This window comes from Caballeronia sp. SBC1, from assembly GCF_011493005.1.
GTDB lineage: Bacteria > Pseudomonadota > Gammaproteobacteria > Burkholderiales > Burkholderiaceae > Caballeronia.
Genome location: NZ_CP049156.1, coordinates 3,715,743 through 3,734,761 on the forward strand (window position 1 = coordinate 3,715,743; position 19,019 = coordinate 3,734,761).

Here is a 19,019-nt window from a genome sequence, read left to right on the forward strand (position 1 = left end):
TCAGGAAATATTAAACTTTCTTTTTGATGCTTAACTTTTTCTTGAATGACTCACGCGTACTAACTCATGCCGACTATTCGAATGCTGAAGACGTTCCGGGCGGTTGCGCGGACGGGCTCGTTCGCAGCCGCGGCCGATAAGGTTGCGCTTACCCAGGCCGCGGTCAGCTTGCAGATGCGCGGGCTGGAGCAGGCGCTGGGGCGGCAGCTTTTTGACCGCAGCGCAAGGCAGATCACGCTGAGCCGGCAGGGGCACGAGATTCGGCCGAAGATCGAGCAGATCTTGGATTTGCTCGATGAACTGGAGGCTACGCCGGCTGGGTCGATGCAAGGTCCTGTGGCAATTGGCGCGGTGGTATCGGTGATTCAGGCGCTGTCGCTGGGCGTGGCGCGGCTAAAAACGGCTCACCCTGGGTTGGATGTGAGGTTGCTGTCGGCCCGGTCGGACGAACTGACAGTCATGGTTGAACAAGGCGAGGTGGACATTGCGGCGGTGGTAGCACGCCCCGATCAAGCCTTGCCTGACACGCTCAAATGGACGCCGCTATACACGGAGCCGCTGATGCTGATCGTGAGCCGCGAGATCACCGATACCGACCCGCGCCGAATCCTCGCGTCGCACGGATTTTTACGTTTCGACCGGCGCGTGCGAACCGGCGTGGTCGTCGATCAGGCGCTGACAACGCTCGGACTGGAGGTGACCGAGTATCTGGAGCTGAATTCCATTGAGACGATCGTCGCGCTGGTGAGGAAGAACGTGGGCGTGACCGTGTTGCCGCAGTTGCATAGGGCGGGATGGCAGACGGACCCGTCGTTGCGGCTGATTTCGATTGCACAGCCACCCATTCTTCGCACGGTCGGAATGGTCGAGAGGGCTTCGTACGGGCGCACGGGGATCACGGCGGCGATTATCGATACGCTTCACGACTAGATTCTGGGTGCTCGGCGGCACGCGAACCCGCATCTCATTATTAGCAGATTGCGAAAAGTCAATTGCATGCTATCGATACAATAAATCAATAGTAGGGGTATACACTGCATTTCATCGACGCAGTGAGCAGAAAAAACCAAGCGACTGCGCCCCTTAAAAGTCATGCAAATCGGAGCAACATCATGAACAAGAATCTTATCGCCGCATTGTTGGTCGCCGCTTCCGCAGCCCTGGCTGCCCCCGCTTTCGCCAGCAGCGGCTACGGCCCGGCACCCTCGTATAACCCGACCGTCGGCGCACCGGCATCGCAACGTGGCCAAAGCGCCCAAACCGTCGCAGCCGAAAACGCGCAAGCCAACGCGAACGCAACGTCCTACGGTGGCGTGCAAGACACGCAATCGCAGTCGGGCAGCCGCGTTAGCGTGAGCAACGAACGCTCGCTCTACTCGCATAACTAATTCCAAAGCCGCACGAACGGGGCGATCGATCAAACATCCGCTCCTGTCGTTACGCTGACGATGCACGAAATGCTGATACCGGATAAGCGTAAGCTCATTCGGTATCGGCATTTTTAATTGCGAGAGAAGGTTTCGACAGGACGATCAGGACGCACTCAGCGCGGCTTAATGTTCCCTTAAGTCTCGCGTTTTATGATGAGTTCTTCATTGATCCCCCTGTAGTACCCCCTCTTCAGGCCGCTTTGCGGCCTTCTTTTTTGGTGTGACGGATGAAGACCCTTTGGCGTTTGTGCGCGGTAGCCGTATGCCTGGTCGGTGGTGTCGGCATTGCCGTATGGCTGTTTTCCGTGATCGTGCGTATTGTCTGATCTGCAAGGCCACGCGGACTCTTACGCTCCCTTCAATTGCGGCTGCATATTGAACGCGAGCTTCATCGGTTGCCACTCAGCGCTTGTTGCACCCGGCAACGGGCGTTGAAACCTTGCCATCAACGCATTCGCGCGAGTGGAAAGTCCGGAACGCTGGGGCTTTTCGTTGAAGGTGCGCACGCTCATCGGCACGACCGATACCGCTTCGGGACAAGTGCTGATGGCGTTCCAGGAGGAACTGGAACGCAAGCGAATGCTTAAGTTGCACATCCCCGTTGATGGCGAACTCCCGGTCGTTGCAAAACAGCTTGCCGCGGATCCGGCACGGATCAAGGAACGCGGACATACGCGCATGCCTAGCCGCCAGGTTAAGGGCGTCAAGAATCTTGCATACCCTGTGTTTGGACGAAACGGACACGCCATTGCTCCGCTGACCACGCCGTTCATGGAACGCTTTGATCAAGCGCCGGTACCCAAGATGAACGAGGTGGCGGAAAGGAGGAAAGCGGCGGTGCAAACGCTGATCGGGTTAATGGGGTTAAATGTGTATTGGGAGCCGGGTGTGGGCGGGAGTTGAGTTACGCGCCCTCTGCTTTGCTACGTTGCGGCTTCAATATCAACTGAATGGAGAGAGGAATATGAATCTGGCCTTTTCTGCCGGCGCCATCGATCTGAAGACTGCGTTCGACGCCGTCACCGAACACTGGTCGCCCAAGGTCGTAGCGCAGGTCAATGACCAATACGTGAAAGTCGCCAAGGTTCGGGGCGAGCTCGTCTGGCACAGCCACGCGGGCGAAGATGAACTGTTCTACGTCGTACGCGGGAGTCTGCGGATCGAGTACGAAGGCGGCAAAGCGGTCCATTTGCCTGAAGGATCCATGCACGTGGTGCCTCGCGGCGTTCTGCACAATCCGGTGGCGGAAGAAGAATGCTGGATTGTGTTGATCGAGCCGGTCACGACCAAACATACGGGCGATGTAGAAAGCCCGTTGACGAAATCGCTTGCACAGCAATTGGCCTGACGAATCAGGCTGACTAGTTAGGTTGACTAAGTAGTCTGATTATATTGGCCTGACTAAAACCGACTAAGCCTGATTCATAACCAGGCGTTTCGGCTCCGCGATCTTCCCTAAAGGAAAAATCGTAGCGCGTCCGACGACCAGGCGTCTCGCCACGCCTGGCCGCCGGCACGCCACCTCTCCCCTCGTTAACTATTTAATTCGCTACGTTTCACTCGCCGGTTACAACGCCCCCGTTGTTCTATCCCCGTCGCGTCGGAACCGGCGTCCCCATGCTGAACTTCAGTGTCAGCTTCTCCCCGTCTACTCCTTTGGACTTTTAATAACAGCGCGCAAACGTTTGTGTGCTGCACGGCCATTTGTTTTATTTCTTCGAGTAGCTTAGGACTTCTTTGCTCGAATCGTTAGGCTTAATCGTTAGGCTCATTTAGCCACGAGATTTCGTGATGCGCATCCCTACTAAAGCAGGCATACAAATGTGCGTGCGAGCACTCAAGGAGTCGCGCAACAACCGGTCGAAGGAACCCGCGCACTAAGCTAAGAACGCGCCAACGATGCAGTGAACAGATCCAACTCCGGCGGCAACGGTTCAACCGCATAACCCCGACGCACCCACTCGTCCAGGCCGCCATATAAAACGCGCACGTTCACGACCTTTTTCCGGAGCAGCTGCTTGCGAACCTTCCTGACGGTCGCATCGTTCGGATACATGCCATACACAACAATGTTGCTGGCCGAAAGATTCGCATCCATGGTTTCCAGCGATTCAACATCGAGCAGCAACGCCCCCGGAATTCGATACAACTCGTCACGCCGGACCGAAACTGGTCGCGCATCGAGGACCAACGGTGGCGTGCTTGAACGCATCATCCGGTCGAGCCGCTCCGGCGAGACAATCCTGCGGCTCAGCCACTTCCGGAAACGCCAGCGCAGCAGATATCGATACGTCAGATAAAGAACGGTGGCGGTAAACAGCACGTCGAGAATCGATCCCCCGTGGGGTCGGAGCACGCTCAACAACAACCCGAGTTGCCGCTCGAACAACGCGCCGCCGAGCAACCAGAAAGAAGCCCACGCCACCGTGCCCACCGTATCCCACGCAACGAACACGGCCGGCGCGATCAGCGTGGTGCCCATCAGCGGCGGCGTAATCAGAGCGAGGCCCGGAACAAACTTCGCCACCGCCACGATCGCGACGCCAAACCGTTCGAACAAGGCGCGCGTGGTGCGCATGCTTGCATCAAGCGACAACGACATACGTCCGAGAATATCGGTCAGGCGACGGCCATAGATACGCCCCGCAGAAAACCACACGCCGTCGCCGAGCAACGCAGCGACTACCGCGGCACACAGCACGTGGGAGAAAACCAGATTCCCGCCGGCGATCGCGGAGCCCGCAAAAATAAGCACGGGGATAGCCGGCAGCGGGACACCCAGCCGCGTGGCCAGCACATTGGCGAAGACGGCAGCGCTTCCCCAGTTCTCGATTGCCGACGGTGGAATTTGTATCAAGTACTAGTCTCCAGAAGCATTCAGCATCGCGCGCCCGACGCTTGCGTTTCATAGTGCGTGTGCAGCTCATCGCTTCATGAGTGCGGGATCAATATCATTTCACCACTTCATGACTCATTGCCTCTCGGACGCCACCAGCGTCACAGGAATGCCCACACAACCTGTACTTCTCGCCACCTCCAGGCCACTCCACGGCGATGCCTCGGTGTGGTCGGCAATCATCGAGTCGATTCGTCTGTCCCGACGCAACACGTTGAATGGCCACGATGGCCGCAGCAACCGCTCGTGGACGAGTGAGCCGAGCCAGATAGGTGTTGGCGGCCGTCCGCCCCGATGCGCCACCGCATACTGCGTCGGCCAGAATCGCAAGACATCGCGCTCATCCGCGCTCAGGTGAGAGCGCGTAAATACCAGCACCGATGGTTGGCCATTGTTCAACCTCGGCAACACCGGAAGCGCCGTAGCCGCCACGTCCGGGGAAACGAGAGACAAGATGCTATGCGCCGATAAACGCGCCCCCTCTGTCCATCCCCGGCGCTCCAGTTGATCCCTGATCTCCCCGGCCGTTGCTGCCCATTGAATGGTGATGGGCTCGAGCCGGTCACCGTCCATGCTTGACCGATAGCAAGAAAAGGTCCGCCACACGGTATCCGTCCATTGCATCGGCGTCACCACAATCGCCGCTGGGGTCGACTCGGCCGCCATCGCGTCAAGGCTCGTCCTGAACTGCAACGCGACACTCACGCATACAAGCACCAGGACGGCGACCGGCATCATGGCGCGGGGCGGCGGTTTCGCGGGGTATCGCCACACGGCGGTGAGCGCAACCAGAAAGACCCAGGTGGCAGCGAGTGCGGCGCCGCCGACGGCATCGGAGAAAGTGAAGTGGCCGAAATAAAGCCCCGAGAAGGCAACCGAAGCCAGGATGGCAATGGTTGCCATCGCGACGAATACCCTCGCCACCGGCCCCACGCGGCGCGCCAGCAAGAACGAGAGGAAGCCGTAAATCACCACGCTGGCTGCGACGTGATTACTCGGGAACGCGCGCAAGCTGGACGCTACCGCACCCGGAAGCGGACGCTGGATCGTGATCTGGATTGCCAGGATCAATAGCTGGGAAAACATAACGGCGGTCAGCCAGTACGCGACCGTGCGCCAGCGGCGTTCAAACGCCATCCATACGACGACCAGCACCGTTAGCGCGGCGAGTGTCGGCACGCTGCCCAGCGTGCCGAGCACAGCCAGGATGGCGTCGCCCCACGAGGATCGGAACGATTGCAGGAAGCGATAAACCGACACATCGACTTGAACCAGCGGGTCGCCGCGAGAGACGCCGTGCAGCGTGGAAAAGAACACGGTGGCCGAAGCGAGCAGCAGCACGGAGATCACGGCAATAAGCGCGGCGGCCTGATGCTTCGGATCAAGGATACCGAGCACTACCCGGCCCATTGCGCCAGGGTGATGACGCGCCCACCGCAGCAGATTTCGGCGCGACGAGTCCGTCCACGCCCGCGCGTGCGAGACAACAAGGCTCGTCGCCCGGAACGTCAGCCACGTCGCGGCAACCAGGATGGCAAGCACCGCGACGAGCCGGAAAGACACGGCGCCCGCCAGTTCGATCGATGCTCCGAAGACAACGCCTGGAAGGATATGCACGGGCGCCCAGACGAGCGCCGAGATGATGTTGATGACCAGGAATCGCAGCGGCCGCATCCCCATCATGCCCGCCACGACGGGAACAACCGCGCGCAGCGGTGCAATGAAGCGCGCGAAGATCACGCTTTTTGCCCCGTGTGCCTCGAAGTAGCGCTGCCCCGCCAGCAGCATGCCGGGGTGCGTGCGGAACGGCCACAGCTTCGCGATGGTTTCCTTGTGGCTGCAGCCGAACCAGTAGCTTGCGGCATCGCCTGCCACGGCCCCCACGAGCGCGCAGGCGAATACCCAGCCGAGGTTGAGAGAACCCGTGCCGACCAGCGCGCCTGCCACGAACATGGCGGTGCTGCCCGGAACAAACGTGCCGATAAACGCAATGGATTCAAAAAATGCTGCAAGCAAGACAACCGTGAGAGTCCACTCAGGATGCCCCGAAAGCAGATGCAGCAATCTGAAGTAGGCATGCTCCATCGGCGTCTCCGGACCGTTCTGTCCTTTCAACAGATTTTAAGACTGTTCCCGCAAGGCTAGAAGCGGTGTTGAATCTCGCTGTATCGCCTGCATGCTGAGGGTTTGAATGGCGAGTATGTGCCTGCGACGCAGTTATTGCGCCACTCCGGTTCGCCCGTCTCATCTGGCGTGGAGCGGGAGCGCGCGACATAGGAACGATCGTGCCCCGAGTCACGTCGGCCCAGCGTCCTGCTGCGCGAAAAGCCACGACCAAGCCGGACGCATGCCAACGCAGCGTCGCTTAAGCTTAAGGTGAGTTTTGAGGGTCCCGGCGGCTCTGATTCAGAGAAGGTAGCAAGACCGCGACCTGCTAAGCACGAGCGGTCACGAGCGCAGCACGTTCCAGAAGGGCATCCAGATATCGGAAAACGAACGTACGCGATCCGCAGGTGCCGGTTCCTCTTCTGGCTGCGTGCCGTGCGTATCGGGAGCGGCCTCAGAAGCGGCCTCCTCCGGCTCCGCCGGTTCAGCCTCCGACTGCCTGGACGCGTGGAGCGCAAGGGCGCTATCGGCGATACGACACGCGAGGTCGTCGTCGCATTCGTGGGCCAGCAACACGCCGCGAACGACGTCGCGGTTATAGCCCTGCGTCGCGAAGCGCATCGCCAGCACGACGCGGCTGGCATATTCCGCTTCCTGCGCGGCGCGCACCGCGGCCTCGCGCTCAGCCTGCTCCCGCTCCTCACGCCGGCGCTCGGCTTCCTGCCGCTTCATTTCCTCAGCAAAAACGGCGTCGTAGACCTGCCTTTGCGCGGGATCGGACAGAATTGCGTAAGCATTTCGAATGTCGAGAAACGCGGCTCGCGCAACATGCTCCTGACCGGCATTGCGATCCGGATGCCAACGCATGACCGCTTTCCGGTAAGCCCGTTTTATCTCTTCAGCCGTCGCGTTTTCCGGGACGGACAAGGTGTCATATAAGGTTGTCATCGCGATGCCTCAAGCTTATCCGCGAGACATCCTAGCACGGGAAAAAAGACATTTTTATAGCGTGGCAAGATCTAACCGCGCGTGGTGCCCAGCCAAATTCAAGCTCGATCAGCGCGCTCAATGCGCCCTCCGCCCGTCACACGTGGTGCGACGCTCCTGTAACATAAACGCTCGAACACGCGAAATGGTTAATGGAATGCACAACAAATCTTTAGAAGAAAGGCTTCGTTTGCAGGCATACCATCTATGGGAAGCGGACGGTCGTCCCGAAGGACGGTCTACGGAGTATTGGGAGAAAGCGCGCGCCTTGTTAGAACAAGAGCTCGCTTCTCTCACACCACCCCATGAAACAAACGAAGCCGACAAGGTTGCCGCGAAGCCTGCAAAGAAGCCGGTCAAGACGAAGTCAAAAGCAACGCCTGCTGACGAGGACAGCGTCAAGACACCGAAGGCCAAGTCCAAGGCTGACGCCAAGGTTGCACGCAAGACGGCGACTAAGACGGCAGCTAAACCCAAGATTGCCGGCACAGACACAGCGCCGAAAAAACCAAAGACCGCCGCTAAGTCCGCGACCAAGCCGAAAGCAATCGCTGAGGCTGGAGAGAAACCCGCTAAGAAGACAGCAGTCAAAGCCGCAGCAAAGGTTTCCAAAACCCCGAAGAAGTAGCCCAGGACGCCGTATTTTTGCTTGGGGAAGACGGCCTCGGGTGAAATCACGCGCTCGCTTTTTATCGCCGGATAGTGCATCGGCGAGTCATGATTCTGTTCGTATTTTTGTGGAGCACGTATGCGAAGATTTTTCGCGGTCATCTTGTTGGCCGCTGCAGCGAGCGCCGCCGTACCCACGGTGGCCGACGCTCGGCCCCGGCAGGAATGCCGGCGCGTCTGGGTCCATGGTCATTACGTGCGGCGCTGCCGTCCGTTGCCGCCGAGACACCATCATCATCGCCCGCCTCCGCGCCATCGGCCGCCGCCCCATCGGTATTAGAGATCGCTGGCGAGCGTCCTCAGGACCCTAGCGCGCGACTCACCATTAGCGGCTTGCAGGTCGTACAGATCCAGGCCGCTAATCAGCACCTCTCAGATCAAAGCACCTCCATTACTACTCGGCTCGTCCTTAGCGGAATCGTGGAAACGGGACGCCCCCCTCCTTCGCTACCCGTGCGATCGATAAGTTATCGTCCCCGGCGTTTCGCAAACCTGCATCGATATCCTGAGCATTTACATCCAGGCCCGAGCGACACCGGAATGCTGCGGCTGAATAACGCAGTCCGGAGTCGCAAAGACCTGTGCTTCTTCCATTTCTTATGCGCCGCAAGCCGGCGAATCTAACCCTAAGCACTCAACGCACGAGACCTAAAACCCGGGTCTTTTTGTCATGGATTGAAACAAACTGTATTAAGAGATGCGTACCTTTAATACCAAGCCCTATTAGCCGCTTCCGAAATCAGAGAACGCATGGCATAGTGCGGGCAATCACTCTTGAGAAACAATTAGGATAACCCCATGTTTCAAGGGGTTTGCGCGGCTGGGGTAATCTGGAAGCCGAGAGCAGTCGCGCGGCGCCTGAGGGCATCGATGCTGCGTTGACGCTGCTGTTCTTCGTAATGCTGCTGGCCCTGGTCGACGAAGGCTTCGCCCCGCGTGAGCATGAAGTACACCATGCGGGCGAGCTTATGGGCGACGGCGGTATTCGCACGCGGCTTGTCCATACGTGAGCACAACCGCCGATAAAACGCGCCCAGCGCCGAGTCGTTGCGCGACAGGCTCATCGCGGCCAGCTTGAGCGCCTGGCGCACCCGGTTGGTGGAACGCCGGGTGCGCGCACTAAGCACCTTGCCGCCGCTGACCTTGGTGCCAGGACACAGTCCCAGCCACGAACAGAAGTGCTTGACGTTGGCAAAGCGACTCAGGTCCGGGCCGATCTCCGAGAGTATCGTCATTACCGTGGTGACCGCCAGGCCGTTGATGCGCGTCAGGTCCACGCCCGCCCAGCGCGCCAGGGCCGTGCGTGCATCAAACTGCGGGGTGTTCTTGCCGCGCCGCTTGCCCGGCCCGCTGAGTTCGACCTCGTGGCAGCCCAGTGGCGCCAGTAACGCCTCGATCTTCGCGTCGCACTCGAGCACCCGCTGGGCCAGGCTGTCGACCATCGCCAGGGCCTGCCCGAGCACGAACAGGTGCTCCTCGCGCCAGTTGCCTGTCAGCGCCCGCTCGATGTCGCGCTCGCTGGCCTTGACGCGGCCGTTGCGATGCCGGGCCAGCACTTTGGGGTCACGCTCGCCGGCCACAATCGCCCGCACGATCGCCTGCCCGGTCATGCCCATCACGTCGGTGAGCACCTCGGTCAGTTGCAGGTTCATCTGCACCAGCGCCTTCTGCATGCGCTGCACCCAGTCGGCCTGTTCGGTGAGCAGCACCTCGCGCTGACGGACCACCGCGCGCACCACGCAGACCTCATCGCCCGGGCGCCAGGCCGCGCGCAGCAACCCCAGGCTCATGAGCTTCTGCAGCCATTGGCAGTCCTGCACGTCACTCTTGCGTCCCGGTACGTACTTCATCTGCCGCGCGTCGACCAGCCACACCACCAGTCCGCGCCGCTCTAGCACCTCGTAGACCGGGATCCAGTAGACCCCGGTCGACTCTAGTGCCACGGTGTCGACCCCGCACGAGAGCAGCCAGTCGGCCATCGCGTTCAGGTCATCGGTCATCGCCCCGAATTCACGCACCGGCTCGTCATCTGCCTGTCGGGGCACCGCTACCCAGTGGCTCGAGCCGCCCACATCGATCCCCGCTGCGTTCGGGAACACCTCGTCTTCTTCTCGCTTGCGCATCGCCATCGCCTGCTCCAGAATCGTGAGTGAACGGCAGCGCCATGGGAATCGTCGAAATTGACTCGATCTCTTGAACGGGATGCGGCTTGCGCCGCTCACCACTGTCGCCGACGAATCCCGGACCATGCTCTTAAGCGGGCTCACTCCACGGCGTGCATGCCGCGAGCGCGCACCATTGGTCTGCCGGTCATCGCAGCGCTGCCGTTCACCGGTATACCTCATCTCCGTTTCTCCGCCAACGCCGAGCCCGGCACGGGCTTGAAATGCTCTTAAGGAAACCATAATGCCCACACTAGAACAGATTCAAGCCAAGCTGAAAAAGCTGCAGGCTCAAGCAGAAGCCATGATCGCAAAGCGCGCGCAATCCGTGCTCGACGACATCCGCAAGCTAATGGAAAAGCATGGCCTGACCACCGCTGATATTGAAGCGCATTCATCCACGAAGAAGCCGCGCGGCCGGCCTGCAGGCAAAACATCCAAGCCTGGCGTCAAGGCAAAAGCAGCGGCAAAGCCAAAGCTGCCCGCCAAGTATCGCAATCCCAAGACGGGCGAAACGTGGAGTGGTTGGGCCCGCCCGCCGCTTTGGATCAAGGACGTCAAGGACCGCACGAAATTCCTGATTGATGGCCACGGCGACAACCATGCCGTTGTAGCAAGCGCGACAAAACCCGCAAGCAAGAAGGCGGCAAAGAAAGTGACGGCGAAAACGCTCAGCGTTAAGGCGCCGGCAAAGAAAGCTGCTGCTAAGAAAACGTCGGCCAAGAGCGCGGCTGTAACGAATGTTCCCGTGGAAAAGGCAGCCGCCAAGAAAGCACCCGTGAAACGCGCGTCGGCCAAGAAGGCTTCGGCTGCGAAGAAATCCGCACCGGCCGCGAGCAAGGCGATGCCTGCGGCAAGCCAGGATTCCGCATCGGCGGTAGCGGTTACGTCTGCGGTTTAACGGTTTAACAAAAGCTAAAACGCCCCTCATTGGTGACCGAGGGGTCGCCTAGCTTGCGTGTTTTTGATTTCCGTTGGCGTCGTTCAGCCGCGACCGAGCCTGGAAAATTTGACCGGGCTTCTGGGAACGGCCGAGAAGCTTTACCGGAATGTGCAGCAGGCGGGGCGACGCGTGACACTCGCTCCACTTGCCGTGTTTGGGGCAGGCACCTGATGCGGCCAAGCACCTTCGCCAGAGTTTGATTACTGACCGACCATCCGACAAGCAGAACGCATCGGGGGCTGTTCATCAGGCTAACTGGCCCATCTCGTCCTAACCGCGGCCACCGCCGTGGCCTCCACCGCCGCCGCCCTGCCACTGTCCACCACCGCCCCCGCCGTGCCCGTAGCCGCCACCGTGGCCGTAACCGCCGCCGTGATATCCGCCTCCGTACCCATGGTTCCAACCATGCCAGTTCACTCCATGGTTGTAGTAGTGGCCACCGTACCAGCCGCCACCGCCCCCACCGACGTAGATACCACCGCCGTAAACAGCCGGATAACCCGAGTAGTACGGCCCAGCATAATCTGTTGCGTAAGGGTAGCCGTATCCGTCGTATCCATAGCCATAACCATAACCCGGCGCGACCGCACAGCCGCCGAGACACGCAACAAGTGCTAACAATGCAATTGGCTTAAGCATGTGATCTTCTCCCGCGCGTCTTGGCATCTTACTTAGCGTCTTACTCTTAAGTAGGAGCCGAGAAACCTTGCTTTAGTTCAAGCACAATTGTGTCTCTGGATTACAGAATGAAGCGCGTGGCGGAGGAAGATATCGGCGGCTAAATCCGCGCGCGGGTCATACTCGTAATGCTTGGCGTCTTTCTGTCACGCGGCGGATCAAAGTTTCATATTCGGCCGGAAATTTTCGAGGCGTCCCGGGGCGTCCTCCACCAAGTCCATTTCGTCGATGCAAATGAAGACAACACAACCGGCCCCTAAATCGTGATGCCGATGCAGTAAGGCTAACAGCGGCCACGCCACGCCGAGTTCAACCGAAGACTATTCCCGGCGCCGGGCGCACACTGGCATAACATTGCTCTACTGCCCGTTCTTTGCGGCACCCTTGGCGCCGTTCGACGGCATCGCGCTCATATTCGCGTTAGCGTTACTGTCCATTCCCGGGTTTTGCATATTGCCGGGCATGGAATTTGTTGGCGTGGCAACCGGATCGCCCCAGTGCGTCATTCCAGCCGTTGCTGCGCCGTGCGCATTACCGCCGCCCGAGCCACCGTTCCCGTTACCGCCACCCTGCGCGAATACTGCCGCCGAACCGCACAAGAACGCCACCGACACGCCCGCCAACATCGCTTTCCGCATTGCCTTGTTCATGATTTTTCCCCATTAGCCGCGAGTGCAAGATTGCGTCGCGTCAAGGCTATATACGGGGCTTGCGGGGCGCTGGATGCAAGGCATGCCTAATTGAAGAAATCCGCCGCTCAATGAATGTGGCGATGATGAATATCCGGGAAATGTCCATGGGTGTGCGTCATCGGCACGTGTCGATGCGGATGAGTGTGCGGCTCATCTCCATCCCACTTGAAATCGTGCGTGTGTTGATGATGCTCGTCATGGCGATGCCGGTGGTTGTGGTCCATCAACACGTGCGTATGGGCGTGCTCGTGGCGCTCACGAATATGCAGCCACACGCCGAGCACCATCAACGCGGCGGCCACCCAAAACAACGGCCCCGGCATATCCGGCCACAGGATCAGCGAAAGCGTCACGCCGAATAGCGGCGCGACTGAAAAGTACGCGCCGGTGCGTGCGGTCCCGAGGTTGCGCAACGCAACAACAAACAAAACCAGGCTAACGCCGTATCCAGCCAGGCCGGTGAACATGGCCGCCGCCGTCTTGACCAAACCCGGAAGATGAGCGCCGAGCGCAAGGGCAATGCAAAGATTCACCGATCCGGCGATCAGCCCCTTCAGGCAAGCGATGACCATGGCGTCATTCGTCGATACCTTGCGCGTCAGGTTGTTATCGATCGCCCAGCACACACAAGCGCCTGCGACCAGCAGCGCGCCAGCGGATACACCGGCCGCGCCCGGCTGCCACGAGAGCGCCACGCCGCCAGCGACGATTGCGACCATGCCGAGAAAAATCTGCGTATCCACATTCTCACGGAACACGACCCACGCGATCACCGCCGTGAACACGCCTTCAAGATTCAGCAATAGCGAACTCGTTGCGGCCGGCGTGGTGCTCAGGCCGAACATAAGCAGCACCGGGCCTGCGATACCGCCAGCGACAATTGCTCCAAGCAACCAGGGCACTTCAGCCAACTGAATCCGGCTTTCGTTAGCGCGCTCCTTTTTGGACCGCCTGACGCGCTGGAAGGCAATTGCAATTGCCAAACCAACACCGCTGCCTAAATAGAACCAGCCTGCGACCATGAACGGCGACATCGTGCCAAGAAGGGTCTTGGCAAGCGGGGTGGTCGCACCAAAAAGCGCGGCCGCGAGAAGCGCCGTGAACGCAGCGTTGTAGCGCACAGACATGGGTGTTCCTGACTCGGGATTTAACTGCGATTCTAAAGAAGGTGATGGCGCTCTGTCCGCAACGCTCTCGCGCTAATGTCCTGGCGCCATGATCTTGCGCACGTGCAAAACCATCAGATCTTTATGTCACTTTGCCAGTTGTAATCGACAGGCCGCACTTAAGCAGCGCCGCCTGTCAACATCGGGACATGCAACCGCGCGCTTGCGGCCGGCCAGAACCGTTTGTGCGTGGCAACATCCTCAGCCCGAAGCTTATTGCTTTTGCATTGTCACGATAGTCATCGTGCCGCCCACGTTCTCAACGCGCACTTTCACTTTATCCCCTTCGTGAGCCTGCTTGAGCATCGCAGCGTCCCGGGCTTTGAACGCCATGGTCATCGGCGGCATACGGACGTTTTCCAGCGCACCGTGTTTGAGCGTCACCATGCCGGACGCCGGATCGACCTTCCTGATTTCCGCATCGGTCAAAGCGGATTTCGACGACCGCGCCGCCGAACTCATTGCGCCGGGATTCATCTTCATTCCGGCCATATCGTCGGCGACCGCTGACTGCTGAACAGAAAATACAGCGAACGCAGCACCCATTGCCAACGCGATGTAAGTCAGTTTGATCATTTCATTTCTCCAGTGTGAATAGAAGGTAAATGCGAAGGTAAATGCGAAGGCACATGCGTGCCGGTAGGACCATCGAATTCGCCACGCGCTTGCACTGCGCGCCGCACTTGGCGACGCTTAAGCAACAACCACGCAGCGGGAATAACGAACATGGACAACAGCGGCGCGGTGACCATGCCGCCGACCATCGGCGCCGCGATGCGTTGCATCACTTCCGACCCCGCGCCGTGGCCGAGCATGATCGGGATAAGACCCGCGAGGACCACGGCAACGGTCATTGCTTTCGGCCGCACGCGCAGCACGGCGCCTTCGCGGATGGCGTCGAAGAGAAGCGCCTCCGTCAGTACAGCGCCGGCGCCGAGGCGATGCTCAAGCGCACGTTTCAGGTACAGCAACATCACCACGCCGAACTCCGCCGCCACGCCAGCAAGCGCAATAAAACCGACCGCGGTTGCCACCGATACCGCATGACCCAGCGCCCATATCAGCCAGAACCCGCCGACCAAGGCGAACGGAACCGTCGACATCAGCAGCAACGCATCAGCGGCCGAATTGAAGGTCAGGAACAGCAGCACGAAGATGATCACGAGCGTGACCGGGATCACGGTACGAAGCGTCGCCGATGCGCGTTCCAGATACTCGAACTGACCCGACCATGCAATGGAATAACCCGGTGGAAGAACCACGTTCTCCGCGACCGCCCGCTGCATCGCTGTCACTGCCGACTGCAGGTCCGTGTTGCGGATATCGACGTACACATAGCCCGCAAGCCGCGCGTTCTCGCTGCGAATCATCGGAGGGCCATCGGCAATCCTCAGGGTAGCGACATCGCCGAGCATGATCTGCGCGCCCCGCTCCGTGACAACCGGCAAGCGTCGAAGATTCTCGAGCGAGTCACGAACGTCGCGCGGATACCGAACGTTGATGGGAAAGCGTTGACGCCCATCGATGACTTCGCCCACGTTCTCCCCGCCCACCGCCGATGAAACGACCGACTGGATATCCGCAATAGCGAGCCCGTACCTCGCAGCTTTAAAACGATCGATATCGACATCGATATAACGCCCGCCGTTCAAGCGCTCCGCGAGCGCGGACGAGACCCCCGGGACCGTCTTGACCACGGCTTCCACTTGCGTTGCGATAGTGTCAATGACGCCAAGATCACCGCCTGAAATCTTCACGCCCACCGGTGTCTTGATACCCGTCGACAACATGTCCAGACGATTGCGTATTGGTGGCACCCACACGTTCGACAAGCCCGGCACCTTCACCGTCCGGTCCAGTTCATCGACCAGCTTTTCCGGCGTCATGCCGGGCCGCCACTGACTGCGCGGCTTGAACTGGATCGTGGTCTCGAACATTTCCAGTGGCGCGGGGTCGGTCGCCGTATCGGCTCTCCCGGATTTGCCGAATACAGTCGCGACTTCAGGCACCGTCTTAATGAGCCGGTCGGTCTGCTGCAATAGCTCAGCCGCCTTTTCTGCCGAGATACCGGGCAGCGCGGTCGGCATGTACAGAAGATCGCCTTCATCGAGCGGGGGCAGGAATTCGCCGCCTAGCCGCGATAACGGAATCAGCGTAAGCACAAGGGCAATGATCGCAATACCGATCGCAGCCCACGGCCGGCGCAACGTCGCTTCAAGCAGCGGGCGGTACAAACGGATCAGCACGCGGTTGATCGGATTGGCGTTCTCGTTCGGAATACGGCCCCTGATGAAATAGCCCATCAGCACCGGCACCAGCGTGACCGACAACAGAGCAGCCGCAGCAATCGTGTAGCTCTTGGTGAACGCCAGCGGCGAGAACAACTTGCCCTCCTGGCCCTCAAGCGAGAACACCGGGATGAACGACATCGTGATGATGAGGAGCGAAAAGAACAGCGCAGGCCCGACCTCCGCCGCCGATGTTGCTATGAGCTCCCATCGCTCGGATGCGGTGATCGGTTGATCCGGATGCGCGTGGTCAAAAGCTTCCAGATGCTTGTGCGCGTTTTCGATCATCACGATGGCGGCGTCGATCATCGCACCGATCGCGATCGCAATGCCGCCGAGCGACATGAGGTTCGCGTTGACACCCTGATAGCGCATCACGATAAACGCTGCGAGCACACCCAGCGGCAGCGACAAGATGGCGACAAAAGCGCTTCGCAGATGGAACAAAAACAGCGCACAGACCAAGCCGACGATGACAAACTCCTCGATCAGCTTGTCTCGCAGATTGCTGACAGCACGTTCGATCAGCTTGGATCTATCGTAGGTCGTGACGATCTCGACGCCGGGTGGCAGTGACTTCTTCAGCGTATTGAGTTTCGCTTTCACGGCCTCGATTGTCGTCAGTGCATTCTTGCCGGAGCGCATCACGATCACACCACCGGCGACCTCGCCTTCGCCGTTCAGCTCGGCAATGCCACGCCGCATCTCGGGACCGATCTGGATACGCGCAACGTCGCCGAGCAGCACGGGCGTCCCCGCTTCGTTGGTGCGCAAGACAACGCTGCGGAAGTCATCGAGTGACCGTAGATAACCTGACGAGCGCACCATGTAATCGGACTCCGCCAGCTCGACAACCGAGCCACCCGATTCCTGGTTCGCTTTCTTGAGCGCATCCGTCACTGTGGCCTGCGTGATGCCATAGGCGCGCAGCTTGTCCGGATCGAGTACGACCTGATACTGCCGCACCATTCCGCCGATAGACGCTACCTCCGACACATCGGGAACGGCCTTCAGTTCGAACTTGAGAAACCAGTCGTTCAGCGCACGAAGCTGACCAAGATCGTGCTTGCCGGTGCGATCGACGAGCGCATATTCATAGACCCAGCCAACGCCGGTAGCGTCCGGTCCGAGTGAGACGCTCGCGCCCTGAGGGAGCCTGCTTTGCACCTGGTTCAGGTATTCGAGTACGCGTGAGCGTGCCCAGTATTGGTCGGTCTTGTCGTCGAAGAGGACGTAGACGAATGCATCGCCGAACGAGGAGTAGGCGCGAATCGTCTTGGCGCCCGGCACGCCCAAAAGCGTTGTAGTCAGCGGATACGTCACCTGATCTTCAACGACCTGCGGCGCTTTGCCCGGATACGATGCCTTGATGATGACCTGCGTATCCGAGAGATCGGGAAGCGCATCGAGCGGCGTTTGCGTCAGCGAATAGATACCCCAGCCCGTGATCAGGAGGGTCGCAAGCAGGACCAGGAAACGGTTCTGGATAGACCAGCGAATGAGTCGCGCGATCATTTGCCAGCCCCCATTGGTTCGACTTTCGTCAGTTCATATCCGTCGTCGGATTGCTTGAACGCGAAGTGCACCGTTTCGCCGGCTTTCACGTCAGGGAATGCGGTTGCGGACGGCTTGCCGAATGCCATGGTCATCGCGCCCCAGCCCAATACCGGTACAGGCTGATGCGAGAGGGTGATGTCGTGGCTTGTGACGGCTTCGACCTTGCCCGTCGTTTCGTAGGTCTGAAGCGCGGCGACCGCATCGCTGGCCGGTCCTCCCTGAAGTCTTGGAAGAACGGACTTGAGACTCGCTTCAGAGTCGATCAGGAACTGACCCGAAGCCACCACCTGCTCCCCTTCGCTCAGGCCGCTCAGCACTTCGGTATCGCTGCCTGAGTCGTTGCCGGTGATGACGGTGACCGGCTGAAGCCGACCATCGGCTTGCTTCACGATCACGATCGAGCGCTTGCCTGTCGCAATCACCGCCTCGGACGGCACGACCAGCCGGGACGCCGTCGTTGCCCCGCCAATACGCGCTCGCATGAGCATGCCGGGGGTGAGCGACAGATCCTTGTTATCGATGGCAAGGCGCGCTTGCAAGGTGCGGCTACCGGTACTGATCCCCGGCAGGACTTCGCGAATACGCCCGGTGAAATGCTGCGTGGTGTCTCCAGCAAACACGGCGTCGACACTCATGCCCGCTTTCACTTGCAACGCCAGCGCTTCGGGCACGTCGATCACAAGCCATAACGTGTTCAAGCCCGCGACCTTGGCAAGCGTCTGGCCGGGCGAGACCATCGCGCCATCGCGGACATTCAGTTCGGTGATCACGCCACTCGCTGGCGCCGATAACGTGACGTGCGTCTGTGCACGGCCAGTGCGATCGAGGCTGGCCACGATCGCATCCGGTATCGATAAAGCGCGCATGCGTTCGCGCGATGCCGCGAGCATGGCGTCGTCCATGCCGCTGCGCTTGAGCGCCAGGTATTCCTCCTGAGGCGCCAGCCAGTCCGGTACAAACAGCGACGCAATTGGAGCGCCTTTCACCACACGTTGCATCGGCGCATTCGCATACAAGCGGTCGATGTAACCCGTCACGCGCGACTGGACCACATCGGCCAGCGACTCGTCGAACTGAGTTGTACCAACGGCCTCGAAGCTTGCCGCTACATCCACGCGACGTGCAGTGGCATATCTAATGCCGAGGTTCTGCTGAAGACCCGGGTCGATCTTCACGCCACTCGACGCACCTTCGTCCGCGAATACGGGCTCCAGTTGCATGTCCATGAAGGGCGACTTGCCGGGTTTATCGAAGTGCTGATTCGGCTTCATGGGATCGTGCCAATAGAGCACTTTGCGGCCGGCCTCTTTTTCACTATTCGCCAATGCGGTCGTCGTCGCCGCGGTTGTATTGGCGTGCCATGTTCCAGCGACATAACCCAAAGCAAGCAACGCCACCGCCGCGATGACAGCGAGCGTCATAGGTTTCTTCTTCATCGTGTTCTC

The 19,019-nt window shown here is 59.8% G+C and carries 16 protein-coding genes; 6 read left to right on the forward strand and 10 right to left on the reverse strand.

Features of this window, described 5'->3' with window-relative positions; all coding sequences use genetic code 11:
* The first annotated feature begins 66 nt into the window (after window positions 1-66).
* From SBC1_RS16630 to SBC1_RS16645, 4 genes are all read left to right on the forward strand, one after another.
* A complete protein-coding gene (locus tag SBC1_RS16630) occupies window positions 67-930 on the forward strand; it encodes a LysR substrate-binding domain-containing protein (RefSeq protein ID WP_165092776.1) in 864 nt (287 codons plus the stop codon).
* Between the two features lie 182 nt (window positions 931-1,112).
* The gene (locus tag SBC1_RS16635; protein WP_165092777.1) at window positions 1,113-1,388 is read left to right on the forward strand and encodes a hypothetical protein; all 276 of its coding nucleotides are present in this window, start codon (window positions 1,113-1,115) and stop codon (window positions 1,386-1,388) included.
* A gap of 504 nt (window positions 1,389-1,892) precedes the next feature.
* Entirely contained in the window at window positions 1,893-2,333 is a 441-nt protein-coding gene (locus tag SBC1_RS16640) for an IclR family transcriptional regulator C-terminal domain-containing protein (RefSeq protein ID WP_241201967.1), read from the forward strand.
* A 61-nt stretch (window positions 2,334-2,394) separates the two neighbouring features.
* A complete protein-coding gene (locus SBC1_RS16645; RefSeq protein ID WP_165092778.1) occupies window positions 2,395-2,778 on the forward strand; it encodes a cupin domain-containing protein in 384 nt (127 codons plus the stop codon).
* 534 nt (window positions 2,779-3,312) lie between these two features.
* Here the strand turns inward: SBC1_RS16645 and SBC1_RS16650 are convergent.
* The 3 genes from SBC1_RS16650 to SBC1_RS16660 all read right to left on the reverse strand — a co-directional run bounded on the left by SBC1_RS16650 (window position 3,313) and on the right by SBC1_RS16660 (window position 7,380).
* Entirely contained in the window at window positions 3,313-4,287 is a 975-nt protein-coding gene (locus SBC1_RS16650) for a VTT domain-containing protein (protein ID WP_165092779.1), read from the reverse strand.
* 114 nt (window positions 4,288-4,401) lie between these two features.
* Window positions 4,402-6,411 carry a bifunctional DedA family/phosphatase PAP2 family protein gene (locus SBC1_RS16655; protein WP_165092780.1) on the reverse strand — a complete coding sequence of 670 codons (2,010 nt, stop codon included), beginning with the start codon at window positions 6,409-6,411 and terminating at the stop codon, window positions 4,402-4,404.
* Between the two features lie 363 nt (window positions 6,412-6,774).
* Window positions 6,775-7,380, reverse strand: coding sequence for a J domain-containing protein (locus SBC1_RS16660; protein ID WP_165092781.1), 606 nt, complete (start codon window positions 7,378-7,380; stop codon window positions 6,775-6,777).
* A 196-nt stretch (window positions 7,381-7,576) separates the two neighbouring features.
* Between SBC1_RS16660 and SBC1_RS16665 the strand changes: the two genes are divergently transcribed.
* Window positions 7,577-8,047: a DUF2934 domain-containing protein gene (locus tag SBC1_RS16665; RefSeq protein WP_165988555.1), complete on the forward strand. Its 471-nt coding sequence runs from the start codon at window positions 7,577-7,579 to the stop codon at window positions 8,045-8,047.
* Between the two features lie 844 nt (window positions 8,048-8,891).
* On the opposite strand, the gene SBC1_RS16670 is transcribed toward SBC1_RS16665, so the two are convergent.
* Complete coding sequence (locus tag SBC1_RS16670; protein WP_165092324.1) at window positions 8,892-10,217, reverse strand: IS110 family transposase; 1,326 nt, start codon at window positions 10,215-10,217, stop codon at window positions 8,892-8,894.
* 277 nt (window positions 10,218-10,494) lie between these two features.
* Here SBC1_RS16670 and SBC1_RS16675 point away from each other — a divergent pair, with 277 nt between their 5' ends.
* The gene (locus SBC1_RS16675; RefSeq protein WP_165093450.1) at window positions 10,495-11,151 is read left to right on the forward strand and encodes an H-NS histone family protein; all 657 of its coding nucleotides are present in this window, start codon (window positions 10,495-10,497) and stop codon (window positions 11,149-11,151) included.
* A gap of 312 nt (window positions 11,152-11,463) precedes the next feature.
* On the opposite strand, the gene SBC1_RS16680 is transcribed toward SBC1_RS16675, so the two are convergent.
* The 6 genes from SBC1_RS16680 to SBC1_RS16705 all read right to left on the reverse strand — a co-directional run bounded on the left by SBC1_RS16680 (window position 11,464) and on the right by SBC1_RS16705 (window position 19,010).
* Window positions 11,464-11,832: a hypothetical protein gene (locus tag SBC1_RS16680; RefSeq protein WP_165988558.1), complete on the reverse strand. Its 369-nt coding sequence runs from the start codon at window positions 11,830-11,832 to the stop codon at window positions 11,464-11,466.
* Window positions 11,833-12,230: 398 nt separating this feature from the next.
* Window positions 12,231-12,521: a hypothetical protein gene (locus SBC1_RS16685; protein ID WP_165986821.1), complete on the reverse strand. Its 291-nt coding sequence runs from the start codon at window positions 12,519-12,521 to the stop codon at window positions 12,231-12,233.
* Window positions 12,522-12,628: 107 nt separating this feature from the next.
* Complete coding sequence (locus SBC1_RS16690) at window positions 12,629-13,690, reverse strand: DMT family transporter (protein ID WP_165988560.1); 1,062 nt, start codon at window positions 13,688-13,690, stop codon at window positions 12,629-12,631.
* A gap of 252 nt (window positions 13,691-13,942) precedes the next feature.
* On the reverse strand, window positions 13,943-14,305 hold the full coding sequence (locus tag SBC1_RS16695; protein WP_207958413.1) for a copper-binding protein: 363 nt from the start codon (window positions 14,303-14,305) through the stop codon (window positions 13,943-13,945).
* Window positions 14,302-17,532 carry an efflux RND transporter permease subunit gene (locus tag SBC1_RS16700; RefSeq protein WP_165988562.1) on the reverse strand — a complete coding sequence of 1,077 codons (3,231 nt, stop codon included), beginning with the start codon at window positions 17,530-17,532 and terminating at the stop codon, window positions 14,302-14,304. Before SBC1_RS16700 ends, SBC1_RS16695 begins: the two co-directional genes overlap by 4 nt.
* A complete protein-coding gene (locus SBC1_RS16705) occupies window positions 17,529-19,010 on the reverse strand; it encodes an efflux RND transporter periplasmic adaptor subunit (RefSeq protein WP_165988564.1) in 1,482 nt (493 codons plus the stop codon). The genes SBC1_RS16700 and SBC1_RS16705 overlap by 4 nt, the downstream gene beginning before the upstream one ends.
* Between the last annotated feature and the right edge of the window lie 9 nt (window positions 19,011-19,019).

Coding starts and splice junctions, on each gene's coding strand:
- SBC1_RS16690 (WP_165988560.1), bottom strand. CDS start 13,690: ATGTCTGTGCGCTACAACGCTGCGTTCACGGCGCTTCTCGCGGCCGCG.
- SBC1_RS16645 (WP_165092778.1), top strand. CDS start 2,395: ATGAATCTGGCCTTTTCTGCCGGCGCCATCGATCTGAAGACTGCGTTC.
- SBC1_RS16680 (WP_165988558.1), bottom strand. CDS start 11,832: ATGCTTAAGCCAATTGCATTGTTAGCACTTGTTGCGTGTCTCGGCGGC.
- SBC1_RS16695 (WP_207958413.1), bottom strand. CDS start 14,305: ATGATCAAACTGACTTACATCGCGTTGGCAATGGGTGCTGCGTTCGCT.
- SBC1_RS16675 (WP_165093450.1), top strand. CDS start 10,495: ATGCCCACACTAGAACAGATTCAAGCCAAGCTGAAAAAGCTGCAGGCT.
- SBC1_RS16635 (WP_165092777.1), top strand. CDS start 1,113: ATGAACAAGAATCTTATCGCCGCATTGTTGGTCGCCGCTTCCGCAGCC.
- SBC1_RS16660 (WP_165092781.1), bottom strand. CDS start 7,380: ATGACAACCTTATATGACACCTTGTCCGTCCCGGAAAACGCGACGGCT.
- SBC1_RS16705 (WP_165988564.1), bottom strand. CDS start 19,010: ATGAAGAAGAAACCTATGACGCTCGCTGTCATCGCGGCGGTGGCGTTG.
- SBC1_RS16685 (WP_165986821.1), bottom strand. CDS start 12,521: ATGAACAAGGCAATGCGGAAAGCGATGTTGGCGGGCGTGTCGGTGGCG.
- SBC1_RS16670 (WP_165092324.1), bottom strand. CDS start 10,217: ATGGCGATGCGCAAGCGAGAAGAAGACGAGGTGTTCCCGAACGCAGCG.
- SBC1_RS16665 (WP_165988555.1), top strand. CDS start 7,577: ATGCACAACAAATCTTTAGAAGAAAGGCTTCGTTTGCAGGCATACCAT.
- SBC1_RS16655 (WP_165092780.1), bottom strand. CDS start 6,411: ATGGAGCATGCCTACTTCAGATTGCTGCATCTGCTTTCGGGGCATCCT.
- SBC1_RS16700 (WP_165988562.1), bottom strand. CDS start 17,532: ATGATCGCGCGACTCATTCGCTGGTCTATCCAGAACCGTTTCCTGGTC.
- SBC1_RS16630 (WP_165092776.1), top strand. CDS start 67: ATGCCGACTATTCGAATGCTGAAGACGTTCCGGGCGGTTGCGCGGACG.